The organism is Lysinibacillus xylanilyticus (assembly GCF_001708185.1).
In the GTDB taxonomy this organism is placed as follows: Bacteria; Bacillota; Bacilli; order Bacillales_A; family Planococcaceae; genus Lysinibacillus; species Lysinibacillus xylanilyticus_A.
Genome location: NZ_MDDN01000005.1, coordinates 1 through 18,086, shown reverse-complemented (window position 1 = coordinate 18,086; position 18,086 = coordinate 1). Strand labels below are relative to the sequence as shown.

19 protein-coding genes are annotated in these 18,086 nt (G+C 36.8%); 15 read left to right on the top strand and 4 right to left on the bottom strand.

Going from position 1 to position 18,086, the window contains the following annotated elements; all coding sequences use genetic code 11:
- Positions 1 to 61: 61 nt before the first annotated feature.
- A complete protein-coding gene (locus tag BFJ97_RS12020; RefSeq protein ID WP_068984900.1) occupies positions 62 to 859 on the bottom strand; it encodes a GNAT family N-acetyltransferase in 798 nt (265 codons plus the stop codon).
- A 354-nt stretch (positions 860 to 1,213) separates the two neighbouring features.
- On the opposite strand from BFJ97_RS12020, the gene BFJ97_RS12015 reads away from it, so the two are divergent.
- The gene (locus tag BFJ97_RS12015; RefSeq protein WP_068984899.1) at positions 1,214 to 2,140 is read left to right on the top strand and encodes a manganese-dependent inorganic pyrophosphatase; all 927 of its coding nucleotides are present in this window, start codon (positions 1,214 to 1,216) and stop codon (positions 2,138 to 2,140) included.
- A 38-nt stretch (positions 2,141 to 2,178) separates the two neighbouring features.
- Here BFJ97_RS12015 and BFJ97_RS12010 read toward each other — a convergent pair whose 3' ends face one another.
- The gene (locus BFJ97_RS12010; RefSeq protein ID WP_068984898.1) at positions 2,179 to 3,558 is read right to left on the bottom strand and encodes an FAD-dependent oxidoreductase; all 1,380 of its coding nucleotides are present in this window, start codon (positions 3,556 to 3,558) and stop codon (positions 2,179 to 2,181) included.
- A gap of 126 nt (positions 3,559 to 3,684) precedes the next feature.
- Here BFJ97_RS12010 and BFJ97_RS12005 point away from each other — a divergent pair, with 126 nt between their 5' ends.
- From BFJ97_RS12005 to BFJ97_RS11995, 3 genes are all read left to right on the top strand, one after another.
- The gene (locus BFJ97_RS12005; protein ID WP_068984897.1) at positions 3,685 to 4,392 is read left to right on the top strand and encodes a DsbA family oxidoreductase; all 708 of its coding nucleotides are present in this window, start codon (positions 3,685 to 3,687) and stop codon (positions 4,390 to 4,392) included.
- A 207-nt stretch (positions 4,393 to 4,599) separates the two neighbouring features.
- Positions 4,600 to 5,226 (top strand): FMN-dependent NADH-azoreductase, encoded by a 627-nt coding sequence (locus BFJ97_RS12000; RefSeq protein WP_068984896.1) that lies wholly within the window; start codon positions 4,600 to 4,602, stop codon positions 5,224 to 5,226.
- A gap of 305 nt (positions 5,227 to 5,531) precedes the next feature.
- Positions 5,532 to 7,892 carry a bifunctional 2',3'-cyclic-nucleotide 2'-phosphodiesterase/3'-nucleotidase gene (locus tag BFJ97_RS11995; RefSeq protein WP_068984895.1) on the top strand — a complete coding sequence of 787 codons (2,361 nt, stop codon included), beginning with the start codon at positions 5,532 to 5,534 and terminating at the stop codon, positions 7,890 to 7,892.
- Here BFJ97_RS11995 and BFJ97_RS25710 read toward each other — a convergent pair.
- On the bottom strand, positions 7,881 to 8,054 hold the full coding sequence (locus BFJ97_RS25710) for a DUF2500 family protein (RefSeq protein WP_368072748.1): 174 nt from the start codon (positions 8,052 to 8,054) through the stop codon (positions 7,881 to 7,883). The genes BFJ97_RS11995 and BFJ97_RS25710 overlap by 12 nt on opposite strands.
- 273 nt (positions 8,055 to 8,327) lie before the next feature.
- Between BFJ97_RS25710 and BFJ97_RS11990 the strand changes: the two genes are divergently transcribed.
- From BFJ97_RS11990 to BFJ97_RS11940, 11 genes are all read left to right on the top strand, one after another.
- Positions 8,328 to 8,633: a winged helix-turn-helix transcriptional regulator gene (locus BFJ97_RS11990; protein WP_068984894.1), complete on the top strand. Its 306-nt coding sequence runs from the start codon at positions 8,328 to 8,330 to the stop codon at positions 8,631 to 8,633.
- A 219-nt stretch (positions 8,634 to 8,852) separates the two neighbouring features.
- Positions 8,853 to 9,767 carry a UDP-N-acetylmuramate dehydrogenase gene (gene murB / locus BFJ97_RS11985; protein WP_068984893.1) on the top strand — a complete coding sequence of 305 codons (915 nt, stop codon included), beginning with the start codon at positions 8,853 to 8,855 and terminating at the stop codon, positions 9,765 to 9,767.
- 55 nt (positions 9,768 to 9,822) lie between these two features.
- Positions 9,823 to 10,578 carry an exodeoxyribonuclease III gene (locus BFJ97_RS11980; protein ID WP_068984892.1) on the top strand — a complete coding sequence of 252 codons (756 nt, stop codon included), beginning with the start codon at positions 9,823 to 9,825 and terminating at the stop codon, positions 10,576 to 10,578.
- A gap of 174 nt (positions 10,579 to 10,752) precedes the next feature.
- Entirely contained in the window at positions 10,753 to 11,124 is a 372-nt protein-coding gene (locus tag BFJ97_RS11975) for an ArsR/SmtB family transcription factor (RefSeq protein ID WP_068984891.1), read from the top strand.
- Positions 11,105 to 13,228 (top strand): heavy metal translocating P-type ATPase, encoded by a 2,124-nt coding sequence (locus BFJ97_RS11970; RefSeq protein ID WP_068984890.1) that lies wholly within the window; start codon positions 11,105 to 11,107, stop codon positions 13,226 to 13,228. Before BFJ97_RS11975 ends, BFJ97_RS11970 begins: the two co-directional genes overlap by 20 nt.
- Positions 13,229 to 13,386: 158 nt before the next feature.
- Positions 13,387 to 13,686: a late competence development ComFB family protein gene (locus BFJ97_RS11965; RefSeq protein WP_375200828.1), complete on the top strand. Its 300-nt coding sequence runs from the start codon at positions 13,387 to 13,389 to the stop codon at positions 13,684 to 13,686.
- Positions 13,687 to 13,805: 119 nt separating this feature from the next.
- Positions 13,806 to 14,225 (top strand): transcriptional regulator MntR, encoded by a 420-nt coding sequence (mntR, locus tag BFJ97_RS11960; protein ID WP_068984888.1) that lies wholly within the window; start codon positions 13,806 to 13,808, stop codon positions 14,223 to 14,225.
- Positions 14,226 to 14,267: 42 nt separating this feature from the next.
- Positions 14,268 to 15,125, top strand: coding sequence for a CvfB family protein (locus BFJ97_RS11955; protein ID WP_068984887.1), 858 nt, complete (start codon positions 14,268 to 14,270; stop codon positions 15,123 to 15,125).
- A 173-nt stretch (positions 15,126 to 15,298) separates the two neighbouring features.
- Positions 15,299 to 16,213: a DUF1002 domain-containing protein gene (locus BFJ97_RS11950; protein WP_068984886.1), complete on the top strand. Its 915-nt coding sequence runs from the start codon at positions 15,299 to 15,301 to the stop codon at positions 16,211 to 16,213.
- A 167-nt stretch (positions 16,214 to 16,380) separates the two neighbouring features.
- Positions 16,381 to 16,662, top strand: coding sequence for a GNAT family N-acetyltransferase (locus BFJ97_RS11945; RefSeq protein ID WP_068984885.1), 282 nt, complete (start codon positions 16,381 to 16,383; stop codon positions 16,660 to 16,662).
- Between the two features lie 495 nt (positions 16,663 to 17,157).
- Positions 17,158 to 17,469, top strand: a complete 312-nt coding sequence (locus tag BFJ97_RS11940; RefSeq protein WP_068984884.1) for a hypothetical protein — start codon at positions 17,158 to 17,160, stop codon at positions 17,467 to 17,469.
- Positions 17,470 to 17,534: 65 nt separating this feature from the next.
- Here the strand turns inward: BFJ97_RS11940 and BFJ97_RS11935 are convergent.
- The coding region (locus tag BFJ97_RS11935; protein ID WP_068984883.1) for an IS3 family transposase at positions 17,535 to 18,086 on the bottom strand (552 nt) is incomplete at its 5' end.

Below are 18,086 nucleotides of genomic sequence, written 5' to 3'. Positions count from 1 at the left end.
TTACAGGGCTATACATAAAAAAGATGTCCAAATAATTTTTAGACATCTTTGAAAAAGAAGCTTATAAAATTTTACTTAAGCTATATTCGTTAATAAAGGCATCATTTAGTTTAATAGCATTTAATCGAATACCTTCTTGCTGAAACCCTAGTTTTTTAAACAAATTTAAAGCACGATCATTATGCTCCATAACAGTTAATTCTAAGCGCGAAATATGTCGCTGTTTAGACCAGCTTTCAACTGCCTTCATAAGAGCTGAACCGATACCTTGTTGTTGATACTCTTCTTTAACAGCTAAGTGGACTGCTGCAACATGCTTAACTTTAGAATGTTTATATCCATGGATGACGGCATAGCCAGCAAAAATACCATTTAATATACAGAGTAAAATCGTACGGTTTTTCAGCTGTTTCCAATAGACTAAATCCTTACGAAGCTGTTGAACGGTAAGATCTAATTCATTTTGCATGTTATACATGAAGTCAGTTTGTTGGAAAATTTCTTCTTGCAAATGAATAAATGATCTAGCGTCTGATGCTTCCAATGCGCGAATTATGTATGCAGATTGGTGATCTTCATTTTTAATATTGCTTGTAGTCTTCATTTGTGTACGCGAGAAAGTTACGCTAGTGCCGAGCTTTACATCAATTACATAGTAGCCTGCATTTGTCCATGACAAATAGTGAGAAAGAGGGGGTTTTGTTTTCTTCCACCAGCTTCTATTTAAGTATGCTGCATTTGGTAAAGCTTGTCCCATAATATTTTCTAGTTCGTTAAAAGATAAAGTAATTTCTTGTTGTAATGCTACTTCAAAATAATTTGCTAAAGGAATATACTTTTTTTCCATCTTCTTTGTCATCGTAATCCCCATTTCCTGTATACCCTAAAATATAGATACCTGATGATAGCATAAAATTATGGTTTCTTAAATATAAAAACGCAACTATATATCTATTTATAGTGAAAATTTTTAATGAACTATATATTGTTATTATTAAATGTTAAAAATGGGATGGAAAAAGTAGATAAATATAATAAATTTAATGATGATTAAGAAATAGTCATCTGAGAATGACTATTTGTTAAAACGTATAAATACATGAAGATGTAGGAGAACCTATTAAAGACAAACTTTCACTTTATATCATGTTAGCTCATAAGGTATGATAAAATAAAATGCAAATGTTATTGCCATTTAGGAGGAATAAATTTAATGAGTAAAGTTTTAGTTTTCGGACATAAAAATCCAGATACAGACACAATTACGTCTGCTATTGTATATGCATATTTAAAGCAACAAATCGGAGTAGATGCGGAAGCTGTACGTCTTGGGGAAGTGAATAATGAAACAAAATTTGCATTAGACAAATTTGGCTTTGAGGCACCACGATTAATTTCTTCGGTAGTTGGGGAAGCAGAAAAAGTAATTCTTGTGGACCACAATGAATTCCAGCAATCAGCTGATGGCATTGAAGAAGTACAAATTACAGAAGTAATCGATCATCACCGTATTGCTAACTTCCAAACGGCTGATCCACTATATTACCGTGCAGAACCTGTAGGCTGTACTGCAACAATTTTAAACAAAATTTTCAAGGAAAATGGCGTAGAAATCCCTGCAAATATCGCTGGATTAATGCTTTCTGCCATCGTTTCTGATACATTATTATTCAAATCTCCAACTTGCACAGAACAAGATGTAAAAGCTGGTGAGGAACTAGCTAAAATTGCAGGTGTTGATGTTGCTGAATACGGATTAGCAATGCTTAAAGCAGGGGCTGACCTTTCAGATAAATCATTAGAAGATCTTTTATCTTTAGATGCAAAAGAATTCCAATTCGGAGAATATAAATCTGTAGTAGCTCAGGTAAACGCAGTCGATATTAACGATGTGCTTGGCCGCCAAGAGGAACTAGAAATTTTGTTAAACAAAAATGTAGCTGAAAATGGCTTAGACCTATTCTTCTTCGTTGTAACAGATATTTTAAACAATGACTCAACAGCTGTTGCTATTGGACAAGTAGCAGAGGCTGCAGCAAAAGGATTTGGTGCTGAGCTTGTAAATAATCGAGTAATTTTACCAGGTGTCGTATCTCGTAAAAAACAAATCGTTCCAGTTTTAACTGACGCATTGAAATAATGGAAAAGAGGTTGCCCTAAAAAAGGCAACCTCTTTTTTTAATCTAGCTTTAATGGACGCACAGCAGGGCCTTCAAGTACTTCACCTTGGGCATTAAAACGGGAGCCGTGACAAGGGCAATCCCAAGTTTCATCGGCTTCATTCCATTTTGTTTTACAGCCTAAATGCGTGCAAGTTGGTGCATTGCCATGTCTAATATAACCAGATACAAACTCCTTTGCAACGAAGCCGCCTACCTTTAGCATTTGCATGAACTGAGCGCCAAATTTCGTACGTGCTGGTGAATAAAGGGCCATTGCTCCATCCTCATTCCTTGCCCCAGTTATTAGAGAGGATAGTAAATCTCCAGCTACAAAAGAATTAGAAATTCCCCATTTTCGATAGCCAGTTGCAATGAAAACATGAGGCAAGGACTGCGTAATCCTGCCGACATAAGGTACCATATCAGGTGTTTCAATGTCTTGCGCTGACCATCGATAGATTGGATCCTGATCGAAATGCCCCTTCATTTCATTTTGAATAGCTTCATAATAGGGCTCCGTATTAGTTGTTTCACCTGCAATATGATTAGCTCCACCTAATACTAAATAATGCTCGTCGTTAATGGTAGCCGTCCGAATAGAGCGAGTAGGAGTATCTACGCATAAATATTGTCCTTGCAGGGTATCAGTAATTTTAGCAGCAACCATATAAGAGCGACTGTTAGATAGTTTAAAAAGCTGTAGCCCTTTAAAGGCTTCGATGGGATAGTGTGTGCACAAAACAAGCTTGTTATATTGAACCGACATATCACTTGCGGTTTGTAAGTTATTTTGTGGTATGTTTAAATGCTGAACACGGGTATTTGTATAAATTTTTGCTCCCAACGATTGCGCTTCTTTTGCAAGGAAGTTACAAACCTCTACAGGATTTATTTGAGCTTGCTGGGACATACTTAGCGCTTTTGTTATCGGAAAGGGAAGCTCTGTATCAGAAGTGATTTTCGCCGTAATATTTAATACTTTATAGGCATTCCATTCTTTTAATAATTGGGCATAGCCTTCTTTAGTTTGGCAATAAAGCAATGAATCTACTTGTTGAATACTCTTCTTAGGGAGCAACTGTAAAGCCTTTTCAACAGCCAGTTGATTGAGCTGATAATAGAGCCGTGCCTCATCTACAGAAAGTTTTTCTATTAGATTGCCATAAACTAAGCTATGTTGCGCAGTTAATTTTCCCGTTGAGTTACCAGTCGTACCATGACTGATGTGAGAATTTGCCTCAAGCAAGACTACATCTACACCGGATTTTGCTAAGACATAGGCAGTGTATAGTCCCGTCAAGCCTCCACCGATTATACATACATCACAAGTCGTTGATGCAGGAAGAGATGTTAGGGAGACGGGATCAGTTGTTGCCAGCCAAAGAGATTGTGTCATACATAAACCTCACATTGTTTTTAAGTTCAGTATGTAGATTGATTTGAAAATTTATGCAATGAAGCAGAAAAATTGCCTTAATGTCAGGATTGCCGCTACAATGTAGCAAAAGGAGCGTGACTCGTTATGAAAATTGAAATCTGGTCAGATTATGTATGCCCATTTTGTTATATTGGTAAAAAACAATTAGAGCAGGCTATTCAGGATACTGGTTTTGCAGGACAGGTGGAGCTCGTTTATAAAAGTTATCAACTTGACCCAACAACGCCTGAAGATACAAATTTGTCTACGTATGAATATTTAGCGAATAAGTACGGGATGACGCTAGAAAAAGCGAAGGAAATGGCGCAAGGTGTTGCAGCTCGTGCGAAAGAGGTTGGTCTGGACTATAACTTCGATAAGCTAATGGAAGAAAATACATTAAAAGCACATCGTTTAGTAAAATGGGCGGAACAGCAAGGGGATGTGACAGCGCTGGTAGAAGCATTGTTACACAATTATTTTATCGAAGCAAAGCGTATCGGGCAGGATGACGTATTAATCGATATTGCTGAGCAAGTAGGTTTGAATCGTGAAGAAGTGACAAAGGTACTTTCTAGCGATGATTTTAAAACAGAGGTAGAGACTGATATACAAGAGGGGCTACAACTTGGCGTACGAGGCGTACCGTTCTTTGTGTTAAATCGTAAGTACGGTATTTCAGGAGCACAACCTCAAGAAGTTTTTGAAGAAACTTTGCGTAAAGTAGCAGAGGAAGAAGGCTTACAATCTGGATTAAAGGTCGCAGGGTCTGAAGATGGTGGAGTTTGTACAGATGATAGCTGTAAATTTTAATTCTGTCGGAGAAAAGTAAAAAATAATAGGACCCGATTACGTTTGGAAGGAAGCTGATCAGATTAATGGTGAACCCGTCACTTCCAACATTTCAGTCAAAAGTCTGAGTCTACTAGCGTTGACTTTTAATAGAGAATTTTTTAAGATACTAATATATCTTGAATTCGAGATAAATTAAACTGTGAATTTAAAGGGAGAATTTATATAATGAACGTATTAGTAGTAAAAGCTAACAACCGTCCTGACGGTATTTCAACAAAAATGTATGACACATTTATGGAAAATCTACAAGGTGTAAATGTAACGACTTTTGACGTATTCGCAGAAGACATGCCTTATTTCGGTCAAGATCTTTTCAATGCTTTTGGTAAAGTACAAAATGGTGAAGAGTTAACTAACATTGAATCCCGTCTTTTAGCGGCTAAACAAAAAGCTATGGATGCTTTAACTGCAGCTGACGTAGTCGTGTTTGCTTTCCCTCTTTGGAACTTAACAATTCCAGCAACTTTACAAACTTTCATTGATTATGTATTCCAATCTGGTTATACATTTAAATATAATGAAAACGGTCAATTAGTAGGTTTAATGACTGACAAAAAAGCTATTATTTTAAATGCTCGTGGCGGTTACTATTCATTACCAGAAGCTCAGCCAATGGAAATGTCAGTTAACTACATTAAAAACGTTGTTGGTGGCATATTTGGGATGGAAATTATTGAAGAAGTGATCATTGAAGGTCATAATGCTTCACCAGATAAAGCTCAAGAGATTATTGCAAATGGCCTAGAGGCAGTAAAAAAAGTAGCTCAATCTTTACAAACTGTAAATGTATAATAAATTATTTATTGATAAAAGTTCTCTCTAATTTGAGAGGACTTTTTTTACTTCTTTCATAGAGGTACGGTAATGGTAAGGAGGTCTGACATATTGGTACTAGGCACTTTTTATTGATTTACATTTAATAACATCAGATTATAATAAATGATTATGTCATAATATTAATCGATCATTTTTAGGTAAAGTGTTTAGCTATTCTTCTAAAATTACATACAATTAGGACTATTTATTCAGTAAAAATACAGATTAGTATAATATAATAGAAATCGTAGGAAAATAATAGATTTATAGGAGGCTGTTACATGAATAAGAAAATAATAACTAAATTCTTTGCGATGTTACTTATTCTATTCACGGTGTTGCCATTTGGATTTTCCGCAAATGCTGCATCAAACGATGTGACACGTGGAGATTACGTGAAAGAATTAGTGGAAAGCTTAAATGTCGAGCTAGGTGATGGTTCTAATCTTGCCTTCACTGATGTCCCTAAGGATTTAGCCCCGTATGTAGAAAAAGCAGTAGAACTAAAACTTATTAAAGGTAAAACTGCGACATTGTTTGGTCCAAACGATAAATTGACACGTCAACAAGCATTTGTTATTTCTGCTCGTGGATTAGTCAATGAAAACGCTCCACTTTCTGTATTAGATCAGTTTAAAGATGCAGATCAAGTTGCTAGCACACATAAGCAAGATTTAGCAAATGCTGTTGCAGCAAACATATTACAAGGCTTTGAGGATAACACAATTCGTCCTCGTGACTATGTAACAACTGAGCAAATGCAAAGCATTGTTGAACGTTTTGTAGCTGAATACAAATTACCTACATCTGCAACTACAGTGGATCTTCAAATTTTAGGTACAACAGATATTCATACAAACCTTGTAAATTACAATTATTTCTTAGATGCTGAATCAGCTACTGTAGGTTTAGCAAACACTGCTACATTAATTGAACAAGCTCGTACTGAGAACCCGAATACATTATTATTTGATAATGGCGATTTAATTCAAGGAACGCCATTAGGATCTTATAAAGCGCTAGAAAACCCTTTAAAGCCAGGGGAGGTTCATCCAGCTATAGCAGCACTTAACGTACTGAAATATGATGGTGGAACTTTAGGGAATCATGAGTTTAACTATGGCTTAGAGTTTTTAGATGAAGTATTAAATGATGCAAAATATCCAGTCGTAAATGCTAACACTTACGATGCTAAAACAAAAAAACGTATGTTTTCACCTTATGTCATTCTTGATAAAGAGGTTGTAGATAATACGGGTAAAAAGCACACACTTAAAGTTGGTGTTACAGGTATCGTACCTACGAAAATTGTTGAATGGGATGCGATCCATTTAGCAGGTAAGGTAGAAATGCAAGAACCAGTTGAAGCGGTAAAAGAAGTTGTACCAGAAATGCAAAAGGCTGGAGCAGACGTAATCGTGGTTCTTTCACACTCTGGTATTGGTGAGGACACTTATGTAAAAGGTGCCGAAAACGTTGGATACCAGATCTCTGAGATAGAGGGTGTCGATGCTTTAATTACAGGTCACTCTCATTTAACGTTCCCAGGGGACTATAAAAATCTGAAAAATGTTGACCAAGAAAAAGGTACAATTAACGGTGTACCTACTGTAATGGCAGGAAGCTATGGTAGCTATCTTGGAGTCATCGACTTAAAGCTAGAACAACAAGGTTCTAAATGGGCTGTAGTGGATGGACAAGGTTCTATCCGTTCTATTAAACAAGAAGGCTTACAACCATCTAAAGCAGTTTTAGATGCAGTTAAAGAAGCGCATGAAGGAACGTTAAAGTATATTCGTCAACCTGTTGGTGAGACAAAAGCACCGATTCATAGTTACTTCTCAATGGTTCAAGACGATTCTTCAATTCAAATCGTGACGCAAGCTCAAAAATGGTTTGTTGAAAAAGAATTAAAAGGTACTGCTGATGAAAACACACCACTTCTTTCAGCTGGTGCACCTTTCAAAGCAGGCTCACGTAACAACCCTGCAGATTATACAAACATTCCTGTAGGTCCGCTTGCGATTAAAAATATGGCAGACATCTATCATTTTGACAATACTGTTTCAACGATTAAAGTAACAGGAGCACAAGCCATTGAATGGTTAGAAATGGCTGCTGGTATATTTGCTACAATCGATCCGAATAAAACGGAAGAACAAAACATTATTGACCCAGAAGCACGTTCTTACAATTTTGATGTATTAGATGGTTTAACATATCAAATTGATGTAACTTCACCGCCTAAATATGATCGTCGTGGTGACTTAGTAGACGAAAAAGCAAACCGTATTAAAAACGTACAATATAACGGTAAACCAATTGATCTAAATCAAGAATTCATCATTATTACAAACAACTACCGTGTTGGTGGTTCTTATGGTGCTACATTCAAAAATACAGATGGCTCTAATGTAACAAATTATGCGTACGAAAATCGCCAAGCTGTTATTGACTACATCATGGAAAACAAAACAATTAATCCTGCTGCGGATAATAACTGGTCATTTGCACCATTCCCAGCAAATACAAAAATTATTTACCACTCTGCTAAGGATGCACAAAAAGTCATTCCTGCAGGCAGCAATATCGAATATTTAGGAGATACAGAAGGCGGCTTTGGTAAATATTTAATTAAATAATGAAAATGAAAAGGAGAGTGCGAATGAATCGCTGCTCTCCTTTTTATGTCGTTCAAAGGTCTGATACCTTGTTCCTTGAAATGTTAACATGGCAAAATCTCCATCTGCAAGTTGCCCATAATCACGACCACTCATTTTTAATTCTAGACGATCGCTCTTAATAAAGTGGTCATAATTTTAAAGGCGGGTGCATCTATAAGTAGTATGTAGTCATTAGATTCCATGGTCATCCATGAAGTGGTCGGCCAAGGTTAATTTCTATATCCTTGCTTTATTTGAGCATAGAGGTACATAGTTTTCCATTAATAAAACTTATAAATTATTTTTGGTAATTAAATATAAAATAATAAATAAATTACGATAAGTAAATAAGTTACTTCAAATTTACTTTTCTTAAATTAATCGTTACAATAGAGTACATAAGAGGTGAAAATAATGAATGAGACAAATTTATGTCCTCGTTTAGCTAAAGCAATGGATTTAATCGGAAAACGCTGGACAGGGCTAATTTTATATCAATTATTAGATGGACCACAGCGCTTTAATGAGATTGAATCTGCATTACCTGTTAGTGGTCGTTTATTATCTGAACGTTTAAAAGAGCTAGAAAAAGAAGGGCTTGTTGAACGCAGAGTGTATTCAGAGGTACCAGTGCGTGTAGAATATTCTTTAACAGATAAAGGTCGGGCATTAGAAGGGGCAATCCGCAATATTGAATCATGGGCAACGAGTTGGCTTTAATGTAGGTCTATTGGAATTTTGATGGTGGGTGAACAATCGGCTATTTATGTCACTAGGAATGACCACGAATTTTCTTTATGATATTCATCATCTCTGCACAGGTAGCCTCGCTGTCTGTTAAGGCGAGATAAAAAATACCCTTCATTTCACTTGTCAAATTAGGGTTCTATATCCATACTAGTGTAGGAGTAAGAAGGACGTTAGAAAGGAATTAGCTTCATGACAAAAGAACAATGGGTGACGGATTTAGCACAGAGCGTTAATCCGGCCAATATTAAGTTAGATGAATCATTACAGCAATATACTATGACAAAATTAGGTGGTAAAGCGGATGTTTTCGTTCTTGTTGAAACAGAGGATGAGGCAGCAACGGTTATTCGTTATGCTAACATGAATAATATACCATTATTAATGTTAGGTAATGGATCTAATATGGTCGTTCGTGATGGCGGTCATCGAGGAATCGTTGTTACATTTTCACTTTTAGATGAAATTCATATTAATGGTGACCATGTCTACGCGCAAAGCGGTGCGCTTATAAAAGATGTATCAAAGCTAGCAGCAACAGCATCTTTAACAGGCTTTGAATTCGCATGTGGTATCCCTGGTTCAATAGGTGGAGCTATGGCAATGAACGCAGGTGCATATGGTGGCGAAATTAAGGATATTATTATTTCATCAAAAGTGCTAACAAGAGAAGGCGACATTTTAATATTATCGAAAGAAGAGCTTGAACTTGGTTATCGTCAAAGTATCATTGCTAAAAAAGGTTACTATGTATTATCATCCGAATTTCAATTAGCTAAAGGTGTGCAGGAAGAAATTGATGCAAAAATTGCTGATTTAACGTTGCAGCGAGAATCTAAGCAGCCGTTAGAATACCCATCTGCAGGGAGTGTTTTTAAGCGCCCGCCAGGTCACTTTGCAGGTAAGCTTATTCAAGATAGTGGCTTACAAGGTAAAGGTGTAGGTGATGCAGAGGTATCAACGAAGCATGCAGGCTTTATTGTTAATAAAGGTAATGCAACGGCTACTGACTATATTGCAACAATCGACATGGTACAACGAGTAGTTAAAGAAAAATTTGGCATCGATTTAGAAACAGAAGTAAAAATCGTTGGTGATGACTTATAAAACTCTACGCTCTTCGCTAATGGCGGAGGGCGTTTTTTGAGGAGTGAAACAGTAAATGAAATTTATATCTTGGAATGTCAATGGAATTCGAGCTTGCTTGGGTAAAGGGTTTTTAGATTTTTTCAATCACGTAGATGCAGATTTTTTCTGTATTCAAGAATCGAAGTGTCAGGCTGGACAAGTGGAGATTTCACTTGAGGGATATGAGCAATATTGGAATTATGCACAGAAGAAAGGTTATTCAGGTACAGCGATTTTTACAAAGCATACGCCACTTGCAGTACGTTATGGCGTTGGTGAGGATGAATCACAAGAAGAGGGGAGAATTATTACATTAGAGTATGAAGATTTTTACTTAGTGAATGTTTATACCCCAAATTCACAGCGTGATTTAGCTAGATTACCTCTTCGTTTAGAGTGGGAGGATCGGTTAGCGCTATATTTAAAAGAGCTAGATGCCAAGAAACCGATAGTATACTGTGGCGATTTAAATGTTGCACATATGGAAATTGATTTAAAAAATGCAAAGTCGAATGTTGGTAATTCAGGTTTTACATATGAAGAACGTGCAAAAATGACTGAGCTATTGGCAAGTGGTTTTGTGGATTCATTCCGCTATATGCATCCAGATACAAGAGATCACTATACATGGTGGTCTTATATGAATAAAGTACGCGAGCGTAATATTGGGTGGCGTATTGATTACTTTATTGTGTCTGAGAGATTAAAAGACAAAATTGATGTGGCAAATATTCATTCACATATTATGGGTAGTGACCATTGTCCAATCGAATTACAGCTTAATAACTAGTGTCTATTAAAAATCGGTGTACATTTTGTGCACTGATTTTTTTGCTTATGTGAATTTAAAATTAATTGGAGTAATAAAGATATACATCATTTACATTCAAACACTCATTTGAATATGATGGAATATTATGCTATAGTGAAAACAATCAAACGAACATTTGAATGAGGTGAGGAAATGCAAAAAGAAGTATGTGAAGTAACGCATGTTAACGAAGAAGCGGTCAAAAAGGTACAACAGCAAATGCCAGATCTATCAGGAGTAGCAAAATTTTTAAAAGCATTATCTGATGAAACAAGACTCAAAATTGCATATGCCTTAACGGTCGAGGATGAATTATGTGTTTGTGATGTTGCCTCCATTATTGGCTCGTCAGTAGCAACAGCATCGCATCATTTACGTTATTTGAAAGATAATAACTTAGCAAAATCGTATCGTAAAGGAAAGCAGATGTATTACTCTTTAGCTGATGAGCATGTGTATCAAATTGTAACGGTTGCCTATGAACATGTGAAAGAGGGGATTGTAAATGGGAGCGACGCCAACTAAACAAGAATACAGGCTACAAAACTTGTCTTGTGCCAGCTGTGCAGCAAAGTTCGAAAAAAATGTGAAAGCTATTCCAGCGGTACAGGATGCACAAGTTAATTTCGGTGCTTCAAAAATAACAGTTATTGGTGATATTGGCGTTGATCAACTTGAAGAGGCAGGTGCTTTCGACGGCATAAAAGTATCCCATTCAACAGTAAAAACACTTGGAAAATCAACACCTTTTTATCGAAAAATAGAAAATATATTAGCTGGTATTTCCTTGTTATTTGTAGTGCTAGGATATGTGTTTGGGGCAATACGTAGTGAAACGGATCCACTGGCTATTGGGATGTTTATTATCGCGATTCTAGTTGGGGGAATTGGCATTTTTAAAACAGGCTTCCGCAATCTAGCACGCTTTGAATTTGATATGAAGACGCTGATGACCATTGCCATAATAGGTGCGGCTATTATAGGAGAATGGGAAGAAGCGGCTGTTGTTGTCTTTTTGTTTGCGGTTAGTGAGGCACTTGAAGCGTATTCGATGGATAAAGCACGTCAATCAATTCGTCAGCTTATGGATATCGCTCCTCCAACGGCAACAGTAAAGCGGGCACATGGTGAGCATTTCCATGAATTCGAGCTACCAACTGAGGAAATTGAAATTGGGGATATTTTAATCGTTAAACCTGGTCAGAAGATTGCTATGGACGGAATTGTAGTGAGTGGATTGTCAGCAGTGAATCAGGCAGCGATTACAGGCGAATCTATTCCTGTTAATAAAACGGTCGATGATGAAGTATTTGCAGGTACTTTAAATGAAGAAGGTGCCTTAGAGGTACGTGTGACAAAGCGAGTAGAGGACACAACAATTGCAAAAATTATTCATCTTGTTGAAGAGGCACAGGCAGAAAAAGCACCTTCACAGCAGTTCGTTGATCGCTTTGCGAAATACTACACACCGGCAATTATGATTATTGCCTTACTAGTGGCCGTTATACCACCTTTATTTATAGGTGATTGGCAACATTGGATTTATCAAGGATTAGCAGTCCTTGTTGTAGGTTGTCCATGTGCACTTGTTGTTTCTACACCAGTTGCTATCGTTACAGCAATTGGGAATGCCGCTAGACAAGGCGTTCTTATTAAAGGAGGTATTCATTTAGAGCAGCTCGGTCATATTGAAGCAATAGCATTTGATAAGACAGGTACACTGACAAAAGGGAAACCTGCTGTAACGGATATTTTTACAGCGAAAGGGATGTCTGAGGAATGTGTTTTACAGCTGGTAGCAGCAGTTGAAAAACAATCGCAACATCCATTAGCTAAAGCTATTTTGCAGGCATTGCATGATAAAAATTTAACAGAGCTTATACCGACAGACTTTCAATCCGTAACAGGTATGGGCGCTTATGCAACGGTTAATGGCCAAATAATCTATGTAGGAAGCTTAAAATGGATTGCTACTTTAACGACTGTTGATGAGATGGTAAAAGAACAGGTTAAAAAACTTCAAAAACAGGGTAAAACAGTTGTAGCAGCTGTTAGTAATGATCAGTATATTGGGATGATTGGAATTGCTGATCAATTACGTCAAGAGAGTAAAGATGTCTTGGATAAGTTAAATGGTCTAAAAATAAAGCATAAAGTTATGCTGACAGGCGATGCAGAACCAACAGCACAGGCAATTGCAACTTCTTTAAAAATGACAGATGTGAGAGCAAGTTTATTACCAGCAGAAAAATTAATGGCCATTAAAGATTTACGTGCACAGTTTGGCGCAGTGGCGATGGTAGGAGATGGTGTCAATGATGCACCCGCACTTGCTTCAGCCAATGTTGGCATTGCAATGGGAGGTGCTGGCACTGATGCAGCACTAGAAACAGCGGATATCGCATTAATGGGTGATGATTTATCGAAACTTCCATATACAATTGGTTTAAGTAGAAAAACATTACGCATCATTAAAGAGAACATTATATTTGCCCTAGTCTTAAAAGTAGTGGCCCTGTTACTCGTTATCCCGGGATGGTTAACATTATGGATTGCAATCTTTGCAGATATGGGCGCTACATTACTAGTTGTTTTTAATTCATTACGATTAATCAAAACTAAGAAGTAGTAAATAAGATGTGATTCGGTGACAAATGTAGGTCATTAATCTCGCTAAGAAGCTAGTCGTTTTTATACTACTAGTGATTCTTGAAAAAAAACCTTGTTACCGCTATTATGGTTTCAGGAATAATGTAACAATAATATAAACGAGGCGATGGTTTGAATATGTCAGATCCTATTTTAGTAAATGTTACAGAGGAAATTGTGCGTGGTTTAGTAAGCTTTCTACTACGAGGACCGGAATATCAAACATTTTGTAAATGTGAAATCTGTGAACTTGATGCAGTGGCACTTACACTGAATGCATTGCCTAGTAAGTATGTTACATCTTTGGAATCCCGAGATGAAGCGTTTAAAGTGATAAATACTCCTGAAAATATCGAACGAATTAATAAAGAGATTATTCATGCATTACATGTGGTAAATAAGCATCCTCGACATAAAGTGGAGCCAACTTCTAGATGAAGCTGGCCCTTTTTTGATTGCCCATGTAGTGTTTTTCTGGCATATGTATTTTCAGTTAACTTTTAAGCCAAGCTTGTAGTAAACTAGAGAGTAAGAAAAGGAAAGAGAGGGAATAGGATATGCCAACACCTAGTATGGAGGACCATATCGAACAAATATATTTATTAATCGCTAATAAAGGGTATGCCCGTGTGTCTGACATTGCTGAAGCATTATCTGTTCTTCCTTCTTCTGTTACAAAAATGGTTCAAAAATTAGATAAAGATGGTTATTTAGTTTATGAAAAATACCGTGGACTTACATTGACGCCCAAAGGAGAAAAGCTTGGAAAACGTCTTGTACAGCGCCATGAGCTTCTAGAGCAATTTTTGCGAATCATTGGTGTAGATGAAGAGCGTATTTACGATGATGTAGAAGGAATCGAACATCATTTAAGTTGGAATTCAATCGACCGAATTGCGGATCTTGTACAGGTAATGGAAGAAAATCCGGACATCGCGAAAAAACTAGAGGCAACTAAGATACAACATAATCTATAAAGTTTTTTGCGAAAATGATGGTGTGAAGGAAAGGAAGACAATATGAACGAATTAAAATCAGGTGAAGTTGTTACGTTAACTGTATTAGAGCAACAAGCATCGAAATGGATCTTAACAAATGGAGTTGACGAACTACCTTTAAATGCTTCAGAGGTAACAGAGCCACTTGCAGTAGGTGATCGCCTTGAAGTATTTTTATTTGCGGATCGTCGTGGTGATTTAGCGGCTACGACAGCTATCCCCACTTTCGTACAAGGTGAATACGGTTGGGCTCGTGTCCTAAGAGTAGCCGAGCGTGAAGGGGCTTTTGTAGATATCGGTACTTCACGTGAAGTGCTAGTGAAAGCGGAAGATTTACCTGCAATAACAGAGCTTTGGCCAGCGCCAGGCGACCATGTATTTATGACATTACGTACAGATCGCAATGGTGATTTATTTGGACGTTTAGCAACTGAAGAAAAAATCTCGGAATTATATGAAGGTGCATTTGAAGACATGCACAATAAAAACATTAAGGCACGCCCATATCGTTTATTACCAGTAGGCTCATTTTTATTGGGCGTAGAAATTCCGTACCGCATTTTTGTCCATGAATCAGAGCGTAATGCAGAACCTCGTCTTGGACAAGACGTAGTTGTTCGTATAATTGATGTAAAAGATGATGGTTCAATGAATGGTTCACTTTTACCACGTAAGCATGAGCGTATTTCTGACGATGCTCAGCGAATTTTAAACTATTTACAAGAGGTTGGGGGCAAAATGCCTTTTGGCGATAAATCCTCTCCTGAAGAAATTCAAGAAATGTTCCATATGAGTAAGGCTGCATTTAAACGTGCATTAGGAACACTGCTGAAAGCTGGTAAAGTGAAACAGCAAAACGGTTGGACTGAAGAAATTTAGGGCATAAGAAGCCACGAAATAGTGAGATGCTAAAGAGTGGGGATACTGCCAGAATAAAAGAAATGACGAGAGACAACATTGAAACCTTCTCGTCTTTTTTTCGTACTAATTACTGTATAATGGCGTACATTATACAGACCAAATGTGTTTTCTAACGAAAGGGGTCACACAATTTGAAAAAAACGTGGATGAAAATACTAACAGCGACTATGTTAGTATTTGGCGTGATGGCACCAGCAACAAGTTTTGCAGCTGATAATACGCCACCAAAAGCAATTGATGAAAAACTAGGCGTACCGATCGTCGTATATGGAGCAAACTTATCTGAGGCTGAAAAAGAGTCTGTTAAAAAATCATTAAAAGTGGATGAAGAGCCTGAAATTGAAGAAATAACAGTATCAGGTCAAGACTTAGTTAAATATATTAAAGATAGTAATTCAAGCTCTCGTATGTATTCTTCTGCTAAAATTACGCGCAAGAATGCAGGAGAAGGTTTAGTTATTGAGATTGTTACACCATCAAATATTACACAAGTTACGTCTGAAATGTATGCAAACGCAATGCTAACAGCAGGTATTGAAGATGCAACAGTACAGGTGGCTGCACCAAAAGCAGTAACAGGTCATTCAGCGCTTGTGGGAATTTACAAAGCCTACGAAGTAACAACAGGTGAAAAACTTGATATTGATCGTACAGATGTTGCCAACGAAGAATTATCTGTTGCAACTACTCTTGCACAATCAGCAGGGGTGGACGATGCCAAGGTTGCACAATTACTAACGGAAATCAAAAAACAAATTGCAGAATCAAAGCCAGCAACTCGAGAAGATGTTGAACAGATTGTGCAAGAGCAATTAAACAAGCTTGAAATTAATTTAAGTGAACAGGACCGTCAATTGCTAGTTGATTTGATGGACAAAATTAGTAAGCTAGACATTGATTTTAGTAAATGGTCTGAACAATTAGATGATATTAGCAATACAATAAAAGAGAAATTTGGCGCACTTATGGAAGATGAAGGATTTTGGGCAAGTGTGCAAAATTTCTTTGCTAATTTAAAGGATACAATTTCTTCATGGTTTAATTAATTCATAGAAAAGAGTCTGCAACACTTCCTCCTGATTGCTAGAGGAAAGTGAGCAGATTCTTTTATTTTTATCATCTTTGTTCAAGGGATTGGATTTTTTAAGTGCACCCACTATCTTTGTAAAAATGTAAAAGGCTATGTTACTATGAAAAAAAGGAGTGATGAGAAATGGAATTTCAATTACAGCAGCTAGCAGAAAATAAACTTGCTTTTGTCTATGAGCAAGAAGGGGAAAGGTTAGCAGAAATTACATGGCAACAAAAGGGGCAAGTAATGGTAATGGATCACACATATGTATCAGATAAGCTCCGTGGACAAGGTGTGGCCAAAAAATTATTAGAATATGCAGCGGCATACGCCCGTGGAAATGGCTATAAAATGGAAGCTGTTTGTTCCTATGTAGTTGCAGCATTTGAAAAATCTAATGCTTATGATGATGTAAAACAATAAAAAATAAGGCGATCTGCAATTGTTAAGTATGCAGATTGCCTTTTAACTTTTTTAGCAAAAGTTTTTTGTACCGAAAGCGAAGTGGCAGGTACAGAAGTCGTCCGCTCTATAGGTGGTGAGATGAATGCATAATTGATTCCTGTGGAAAAATATCCAAGATGCTCCTTACAGTAAAAGGATACTATAAATTAGTGCAGTTAAGAGACTCGCTCCACCTATTAATGAAGCCAAATCTACCCAATCATATACTAAGTCTAGATCTTTCATAATAACCACTCTCCTGTTGCTAGTATTAATACATTAATTACCTTTATTCGTCCTTTATAATCATAAATAATTACAAAATTAGGCTCCTCACTATAACGATCTAACAGAAACGAAAGGGATAGAGAATTCTCACCTTATATATGCTATAACATAAATAAAAATTATGTTTAGTCTAATAAAAATAAGGAAAAGATATAATACGAGCCACTATTTTGGGAGGGATTTATAATGGCAAAACGTAAAGGAACAGGTGTTGTGATTGCAGGGTTAGCTGGATTAGCAGCATCTTATTTAAGTAAAAAAGAAAACCGAGATAAAGCATTAAGTATGTTCAATGGTGCAAAATCTAAATTGGGATCTTATCTGAATACAACGAATATGGACATGCACACAAACATTTCAGAACGTATAACTACTGAAGTCGCGACAGAAGCTGGAACATCCCCAACGAAAATAGCTTCAAACGAAATGGTTGCTGAAGGTGGAGGACATACAGGTATTCATTATTATCATGAAGAAATTCATGAAAAAAAGAAATAAATAAAAAACCTTCTCATCTCTGAACTGCTCCCTGTCAAGTAGACAGTGGAAATAATAAAAAGCTTTTAAGCGGCTTTAGCCCTATATTCTAATGGGCTTAAGCCGTTTAATCGTTCTTGGTATCTATCGTTATTGTAAAACTGGATATAATCCTCAATCGCTTGTTGTAACGCTTCAAATGTTTGGTACTTATGTAAATAATACTTTTCACATTTCAATGTTCCCCAAAATGATTCCATTGGTCCGTTATCTATACATTTGCCTACACGGGACATGCTATGAATCATCTCTGCTCCATCTATTCTTCTTTTAAATCCATGTGATGTGTACTGATAGCCACGATCACTATGAAGTAACGGTTGTTCTCCATCTTTTAAAGTAAGCATTGCTAAATCAAACGTCTTAAATACCAATTCATTATTATTTGAATGCCCCAATACATAACTGATAATAGAGCCATCGTAAAGATCTAGAATAGCGCTTAAATAAGCTTTCTTTCCATTTCCTAATTTGAACTCCGTCACATCTGTTACCCATTTTTCGTTGGGTTTGCTTGCAGTAAATTCACGATTTAATCGATTTTCAGCGACATGTTGTGCAGGTGAAGAAACATATCG

Bases quoted from the DNA above. Each gene is read 5' to 3' on its own strand.
- BFJ97_RS12020 (WP_068984900.1), bottom strand. From the start codon at position 859: ATGACAAAGAAGATGGAAAAAAAGTATATTCCTTTAGCAAATTATTTT.
- murB (WP_068984893.1), top strand. From the start codon at position 8,853: ATGACAAAAGAACAATGGGTGACGGATTTAGCACAGAGCGTTAATCCG.
- BFJ97_RS11965 (WP_375200828.1), top strand. From the start codon at position 13,387: ATGTCAGATCCTATTTTAGTAAATGTTACAGAGGAAATTGTGCGTGGT.
- BFJ97_RS11970 (WP_068984890.1), top strand. From the start codon at position 11,105: ATGGGAGCGACGCCAACTAAACAAGAATACAGGCTACAAAACTTGTCT.
- BFJ97_RS11975 (WP_068984891.1), top strand. From the start codon at position 10,753: ATGCAAAAAGAAGTATGTGAAGTAACGCATGTTAACGAAGAAGCGGTC.
- BFJ97_RS12010 (WP_068984898.1), bottom strand. From the start codon at position 3,558: ATGACACAATCTCTTTGGCTGGCAACAACTGATCCCGTCTCCCTAACA.
- BFJ97_RS11980 (WP_068984892.1), top strand. From the start codon at position 9,823: ATGAAATTTATATCTTGGAATGTCAATGGAATTCGAGCTTGCTTGGGT.
- BFJ97_RS11940 (WP_068984884.1), top strand. From the start codon at position 17,158: ATGGCAAAACGTAAAGGAACAGGTGTTGTGATTGCAGGGTTAGCTGGA.
- BFJ97_RS11995 (WP_068984895.1), top strand. From the start codon at position 5,532: ATGAATAAGAAAATAATAACTAAATTCTTTGCGATGTTACTTATTCTA.
- BFJ97_RS12015 (WP_068984899.1), top strand. From the start codon at position 1,214: ATGAGTAAAGTTTTAGTTTTCGGACATAAAAATCCAGATACAGACACA.
- BFJ97_RS11955 (WP_068984887.1), top strand. From the start codon at position 14,268: ATGAACGAATTAAAATCAGGTGAAGTTGTTACGTTAACTGTATTAGAG.
- mntR (WP_068984888.1), top strand. From the start codon at position 13,806: ATGCCAACACCTAGTATGGAGGACCATATCGAACAAATATATTTATTA.
- BFJ97_RS12000 (WP_068984896.1), top strand. From the start codon at position 4,600: ATGAACGTATTAGTAGTAAAAGCTAACAACCGTCCTGACGGTATTTCA.
- BFJ97_RS11945 (WP_068984885.1), top strand. From the start codon at position 16,381: ATGGAATTTCAATTACAGCAGCTAGCAGAAAATAAACTTGCTTTTGTC.
- BFJ97_RS11990 (WP_068984894.1), top strand. From the start codon at position 8,328: ATGAATGAGACAAATTTATGTCCTCGTTTAGCTAAAGCAATGGATTTA.
- BFJ97_RS12005 (WP_068984897.1), top strand. From the start codon at position 3,685: ATGAAAATTGAAATCTGGTCAGATTATGTATGCCCATTTTGTTATATT.